This window comes from Pseudoduganella sp. RAF53_2 (assembly GCF_052113985.1).
In the GTDB taxonomy this organism is placed as follows: Bacteria; Pseudomonadota; Gammaproteobacteria; order Burkholderiales; family Burkholderiaceae_D; genus Rugamonas.
This window is the reverse complement of the sequence record NZ_JBFRDW010000369.1, coordinates 1-5,918: the sequence shown is the minus strand read 5'-3', so window position 1 is coordinate 5,918 and position 5,918 is coordinate 1. Positions and strand designations below refer to the sequence as shown.

At 60.2% G+C, this 5,918-nt stretch carries 6 protein-coding genes; 4 read left to right on the top strand and 2 right to left on the bottom strand.

Features of this window, described 5'->3' with window-relative positions; genetic code table 11:
- Window positions 1-42 precede the first annotated feature (42 nt).
- Window positions 43-978, bottom strand: coding sequence for a LysR substrate-binding domain-containing protein (locus AB4Z11_RS20235; protein ID WP_442027225.1), 936 nt, complete (start codon window positions 976-978; stop codon window positions 43-45).
- Between the two features lie 273 nt (window positions 979-1,251).
- Between AB4Z11_RS20235 and AB4Z11_RS20230 the strand changes: the two genes are divergently transcribed.
- A complete protein-coding gene (locus tag AB4Z11_RS20230) occupies window positions 1,252-2,538 on the top strand; it encodes a urate hydroxylase PuuD (RefSeq protein ID WP_442027223.1) in 1,287 nt (428 codons plus the stop codon).
- An 11-nt stretch (window positions 2,539-2,549) separates the two neighbouring features.
- Window positions 2,550-4,172 carry an HAL/PAL/TAL family ammonia-lyase gene (locus tag AB4Z11_RS20225; RefSeq protein WP_442027221.1) on the top strand — a complete coding sequence of 541 codons (1,623 nt, stop codon included), beginning with the start codon at window positions 2,550-2,552 and terminating at the stop codon, window positions 4,170-4,172.
- A 29-nt stretch (window positions 4,173-4,201) separates the two neighbouring features.
- Here AB4Z11_RS20225 and AB4Z11_RS20220 read toward each other — a convergent pair whose 3' ends face one another.
- Window positions 4,202-5,002, bottom strand: a complete 801-nt coding sequence (locus AB4Z11_RS20220; RefSeq protein WP_442027220.1) for an outer envelope protein — start codon at window positions 5,000-5,002, stop codon at window positions 4,202-4,204.
- 128 nt (window positions 5,003-5,130) lie between these two features.
- Here AB4Z11_RS20220 and uraH point away from each other — a divergent pair, with 128 nt between their 5' ends.
- Entirely contained in the window at window positions 5,131-5,484 is a 354-nt protein-coding gene (gene uraH / locus AB4Z11_RS20215) for a hydroxyisourate hydrolase (protein ID WP_442027218.1), read from the top strand.
- A 9-nt stretch (window positions 5,485-5,493) separates the two neighbouring features.
- Window positions 5,494-5,918: amidohydrolase family protein (locus AB4Z11_RS20210; RefSeq protein ID WP_442027216.1), on the top strand; the 425-nt coding region annotated here is incomplete at its 3' end.

The following is a 5,918-nucleotide window of genomic DNA, read 5'->3' as shown; positions in this document are numbered from 1 at the left end:
ATATAGCGCTGCGCCGATACCGGCTAATGGCCAGGCCGATATCTACTTGGCCAGCAGGCGCGCGGCGGCGCTGACCTGGGCGCGCAGCCATTTGTGTTCCGTCCCGTGCTGGGAGCGCTCGTGCCACAGCTGGTAGAAGCGCAGCGGCGGAAAGTCCACCGGCACCTTGTAGGATTTCAGCCCCAGCAAATTTTCGTAAAAACTGGCGAACTGCTGGCCTGCCGTCAGCACCAGGTCCGTTTGCGCTACGACGTAGGGCAGCATGCGGAAGTGTGCCGATTCCACCACGATATTGCGCTGAAGATTCTGTCCCTCCAGGAAGGAGTCGATACTGCCGTGGTAACCGGGCAGGATCTGGGCCGGTGCTACTTGCGGCAGGGTGAGGAAATCGTCGGTGGTCATGCCATCGCGCGCGGTGCGGCGCGCGTAGGCGCAATTGGCGCGCATCAGGCAGACGATGGGATCGTCGAACAGCTTGGAGAGGTGCAGGTGCTGCGGCGGCTCATCCCAGTTGCCGACCACCAGATCCAGTTCGCCATCGGACAGCAGGCGCACATAATCGACGTCCGGCACCAGGGAGTGAATCACCAGCCGGCTCTTGGGCGATTCGCGGCGCAGGCGCGCGATCACCTCGGTGAAGAACTGGGTATTCATATAGTCCGGCGCGGCGATGTGGAAGGTGCGCGCCTGTTCCAGGGGCACAAAAGCGGTCTTGGGCGTGAACAGGCTTTCGGCTTCGTCCAGCACGCGCTTGGCGGTCTTCATCAGACTCTCGCCGTGCTGGGTGGGTACCATGCCCCGTCCGCCCCGTACCAGCAGCGGATCGCCGGTCAGCTCGCGCAGCTTGCGCAGGGAGCCGGAAATGGAGGGCTGCGGCTGATTCAGCTTCAGCGCCACGCGCGACACGCTCTTTTCGCACAGCAGCAAGTACAAGATGCGAATGAGGTGGATATCTAAGTGGTCCGGCAATCTGGACATCATGGTCTCCCGATATTAGTTATTTACCTTTATAGATGACAGGGTCGCATTAACCGAGGCCCCGGTATATATGTTTTCGGCTATGCGAGTTATATGTGCAACGAAAAGATAGGGGCGCTCATAGCCGATATCGTTTCACCAAGTTGACGGCGGGAGCGTTCCTTTGCCGTCGCGGTCGTAGCGGCGGCAGTACAACGACCGTTTCTGAGGTGAAACTCCTCGATCATCTGAAGTGCCCGCCAGAGGCAGATGAACAGACTAATTGGAAAAATCATGGAGACATTATTCGGTTCCTACGGGGTGGAGTGGCTGAACCTGCTGGTTCGCTGGCTGCACCTGATCACGGGTATTGCGTGGATCGGCGCATCGTTTTATTTCGTCTGGCTGGACAATTCGATCCGGCCGCCCAAGCCTGGCAGTCCGCTGGCCAAGAAAGGCGTGATGGGCGAACTGTGGGCGGTGCACGGCGGCGGCTTCTACAATCCGCAAAAATACCTGGTCGCGCCGGACGAACTGCCGGAAGACCTGCACTGGTTCAAATGGGAGGCCTATGCCACCTGGCTGAGCGGCTTTGCCATGCTATTCATCGTCTACTACTTCAATGCGTCGGCGATGATGATCGATAAGAATGTGGCCGACCTGAGCTCCCTGCAAGCAGTGGGCGTGGGCATTGGCACGCTGCTTGGCGGCTGGCTGGTGTACGACACCTTGTGCAAAACACCGCTGGCGGAAAAACCCGCGGTACTCGGTTCGGTGCTGTTCCTGCTGATCGTGGCCGCGGCTTATGTGCTGACCCACACCTTGAGCGGCCGGGCTGCCTACATTCACGTCGGCGCCATGATGGGCACCATGATGGTCGGTAACGTGCTGTTCGTGATCATTCCTGGCCAGCGCAAGCTGGTGGATGCGATGGAAAAGGGCCAGTCGCCTGATCCGATCTATGGCAAGCGCGCCAAGGTGCGCTCGGTCCACAACAATTACTTCACCTTGCCTGTGCTGCTGATCATGATCAGCAACCACTACGCGATGACCTACAGCCATGCATACAGCTGGCTGGTGCTGGCCGCCATCATGGCTGCCGGTGTGCTGATCCGCCACTTCTTCAATCTGCGTCATGCGGGCAAGGTATCGCCGGCTTATCCGATCGCTGGAGTTGCCCTGCTGATTGGCGTGGCGGTGGCGATTGYACCGGCGCCTCGCAAGGCGGTAGCAGCGCCCGCCGYTGCTGCCGCTGCGGTTAGCGCTGATGCGGCAGATGGCGCCGCGCCTGCTGCTGCTGCTTCCGCTGCCGCCCCGGCTGGCGAGGCCAGTCTGGCGACCGTGCATCACGTGGTGTCCGAACGTTGCGTGGCCTGTCACTCGGCGACGCCGACCCAGGCGGGATTTGCCTCCGCGCCGGGCGGTGTGATGCTCGATAACGAAGACCAGATCAAGCAGCACGCCGCCAAGATCTACCAGCGCGCCGTGCAGAACAAGGATATGCCGCTGGCGAACATGACGCATATGACTGACGCCGAGCGTCAGCTGATCGGCGCATGGTACGAATCCAGCGCGAACTGAGAGGAATTGAAATGAGCAATGTCACTATCGATGGATTCAATCTCACCGCCGAACAGGTGCTGGCGGTCGCGCGCAGCGGCGCAAAAGTGGAACTGTCCGCCACCTCACGCGCTGCATTAAAGGAAAGCCGCGACTACATCGAATCGACCTGGATGCACGATGAAGCGCCGATGATGTACAGCTTTAACACCGGCGTCGGCCTGCTGAAGGACACCCGCATCAAGGTGGAGCATATTGAACTGTTCCAGACGCAGCTGATCAAGGCCCACAGCGGCGGCATCGGCGAACCGTTTTCGGAAGAGGTGAGCCGCGCCACCATGCTGTTGCGCGCCAATGCCTTCGCCAGCAATTTCTCGGCGCCGCGCGTGGAAGTGGTGGACCGCCTGCTGGCCTTCATCAACGCCGGCATCCATCCGATCATGCCGCAAAAAGGCTCGGTTGGCGCATCGGGCGACCTGGCGCCGCTGGCCTATCTGGCGGCCGCCATCGCCGGTTTCGATGAAGCGGAAGTGATGTACAAAGGTGCCCGCATGCCGGCCGCAGAGGCGATTACCCGCGCTGAAGTCGGTCCCGTCAAATTCGATCTCAAGGCCAAGGATGCATCGGCCCTGATCAATGGCTGCACCGCTTCGCTGGCAGTGGCGGTACTGGCGGCAAAGGACGCGCGCGACCTGCTGACGGATGCCTGCCTGTCGCTGGGGCTGACGCTGGAGGCGATGCGCGCCGAGATGTCGGCCTTCGATCCACGTATCCAGCAGGCGCGTCCGCACCCAGGCCAGATCAAGACTGCAGCCGTGGTGCGCAAGCTGCTGAAGGGCTCCACCCGCACCACACATGAAGCTCGCGCCGTGCAGTTCCCTGACGAATTGCGCCGCACTGATATTCCCTACACGCCGCGCATCCAGGATGTGTATTCGCTGCGCTGCACGCCGCAAGTCTACGGCCCGGTGTTCGATGCGCTGGACTACATCGACACCATCGTGAAGAACGAGATCAATTCGGCCACCGACAACCCGCTGATCTTCGGCAAGGACGGCGGCGGGTTCGAGATCATCTCGGGCGGTAACTTCCACGGCCAGTATCTGGCGCAGGCGATGGATTTGCTGGCAATGGCGATTACGGACCTGGGCAGCATCTGCGAGCGCCGCGTTGCACGCCTGATCGATCCGACACTGTCATGGGGCTTGCCGCGCAATCTGATGTCCGGCCTGCGTGGGGTGAATACCGGGTATCCGGTGGTGCAATGTTCGCTGAGTTCCCTGGTGATGGAGAACCGCACCCTGTCCATGCCGGGCAGTGTGGACTCCATTCCGTCCAAGGCCAATAGCGAAGACCATATCTCCAACTCGACCTGGTGCGCGCGCAAGGCCCACACCGTAGTGCAGAACACGCAGTACATCGTGGGTGTGGAGATGCTGCTGGCAGCGCAGGCGCTGACCATGACCGAAGGCCTGCTGCCGGGCTTCAAGCTGGGCGAAGGTACGCAAGCGGCTTATGACGAGATCCGCAAGCAGATCCCGGCCTGCATGGACGGCGACCGCTGGTTCCACAACGACATCCAGGTGGCGCACAGCTTCGTCACCAGCGGTTCGGTGCGGGAGGCAGTGACAGCAAAAGTAGGCGAGTTCGTATAAAAGCAAACGGCCCGCGAGGGCCGTTTTTCTTAGAAGTGGTATTCCGCGCGTATCATCGGCGTCCTTGCCGTGCTGCCTGGGATGTTGTGCGGGGTGCTGAACTTGTTGCGCCAGTATTGGTACTCGAAGCCGACCTTGAAGGTGTTAGGCTTGGCGCCGAGGTGCGGGCTTACGTCGTACATGATTTGCGCGTCGATATTCACTTCGGGCGAAGTGGTGCCGCCGAATTCATCGATGCCTTTGCGGCCAATCCAGTTGCCGTAGCCTTCGAAGCTGAAGCCGTGGCCGAGCGGGATGCCCCAGGCAGTGCTCAGCATCGGACGCGTATCGTAGGAATAGCGCTTGGCCACGCCCAGCGGCTGGTTGCTTTCCCAAACCGCATACAGGCTCACGTTCAAGAAGCCCGGCACGTCCATCATCAGGGTCGGGCCCAGCACCACCATGCGCTTGCGCGAGTTGTAGGTGTCGTCGTTCTTGGCGTTCCAGTCGAAGCCCGCGGTGATGCCGACGCCGCGCACGGGGCCGAACTTCAATTCCTTCCTGGTGATCTTGCCGATGTCCAGTGTGTGGCGATACAACACATAGGCTTCATGCGCGTTGTTGTCGGTGCCGTCCGAGGTCAGGAAATCGACGTTCATGTAATTGCCGCCGTACTTGTAGCCGTCGGCATAGGTCCAGCTCACGATGTGCTTCTTGATGTCGTTCGGGTTATACGGCTCGGCGAATTTCGTGCCATAGCGGTAACCGATCGACGTATCGCTCCAATCCGCAGCGCTGGCTTGCTGCGTGCCCAGGGCCGCGAGGGCCAGAACAGCTAATTGCTTGTACATCGTGTGTCTCCTCTTTATTTATATGGAGTCTTGATTATGTCGACGCAGCTCATGATTGATATTCGCCGTGGTGAATATTTCGCAATGGCCAGCCGTATAAGATCGATCTCACTTATAAAGGAGACCTTATGGGCAAACTGAGTACACACGTCCTGGATATCACGCAGGGCAAACCTGGTGCGGGCGTTCAGGTCAAACTGTTCCGCGTGGACGGCAATACCAAGGTGCTGTTGAAGACCGCCGTTACCAACCAGGACGGGCGCTGCGAACAGCCTTTGCTGGCGGGCGGCGAAGTCATTGCGGGCAAGTATGAGCTGGTGTTTGGCGCCGGCGATTACTTTGCGGCGCAAGGCGTCAAGCTGCCGGAGCCACGCTTCGTCGACGAAGTGATCATTGCCTTCGGCATTGCGGACACCGATGCGAACTACCACGTGCCGATCGTTGTGTCGCCATGGGCTTATTCCACTTACCGCGGCAGCTAGGACGATGTCATGTGCAATTCAATCAAAGTTTTCCGCGCCAGTCTGCTGCACTTCACGGACGATCCGGCGATCAGCGACAAAGCGCACTCCTGGCACGAAGACGGGCTGCTGGTGCTGAATGCCGGCCGTGTGGTGGCGGCAGGCGATTACGCGCTGCTGAAGGACACGCTACCGCCCGGCACGCAGGTACGCGACTACCGCGGCAAGATCATCATGCCGGGCTTTATCGACACCCACATTCATTATCCACAAACGGATATGATTGCATCGCCGGCGCCCGGTCTGTTGCCGTGGCTCGATACCTACACATTCCCGACCGAGCGCCAGTTCAGGAATCCGGAGCACGCGCGCGGCGTGGCGGATTTCTTCGTCAAGGAACTGCTCCGTTGCGGCACCACCACAGCCATGGTGTACTGCACCGTGCATCCTCAGTC

Excerpts from the sequence above, each read along its gene's own strand:
- AB4Z11_RS20235 (WP_442027225.1), bottom strand. The coding sequence starts at position 978 with ATGTCCAGATTGCCGGACCACTTAGATATCCACCTCATTCGCATCTTG.
- AB4Z11_RS20225 (WP_442027221.1), top strand. The coding sequence starts at position 2,550 with ATGAGCAATGTCACTATCGATGGATTCAATCTCACCGCCGAACAGGTG.
- AB4Z11_RS20220 (WP_442027220.1), bottom strand. The coding sequence starts at position 5,002 with ATGTACAAGCAATTAGCTGTTCTGGCCCTCGCGGCCCTGGGCACGCAG.
- uraH (WP_442027218.1), top strand. The coding sequence starts at position 5,131 with ATGGGCAAACTGAGTACACACGTCCTGGATATCACGCAGGGCAAACCT.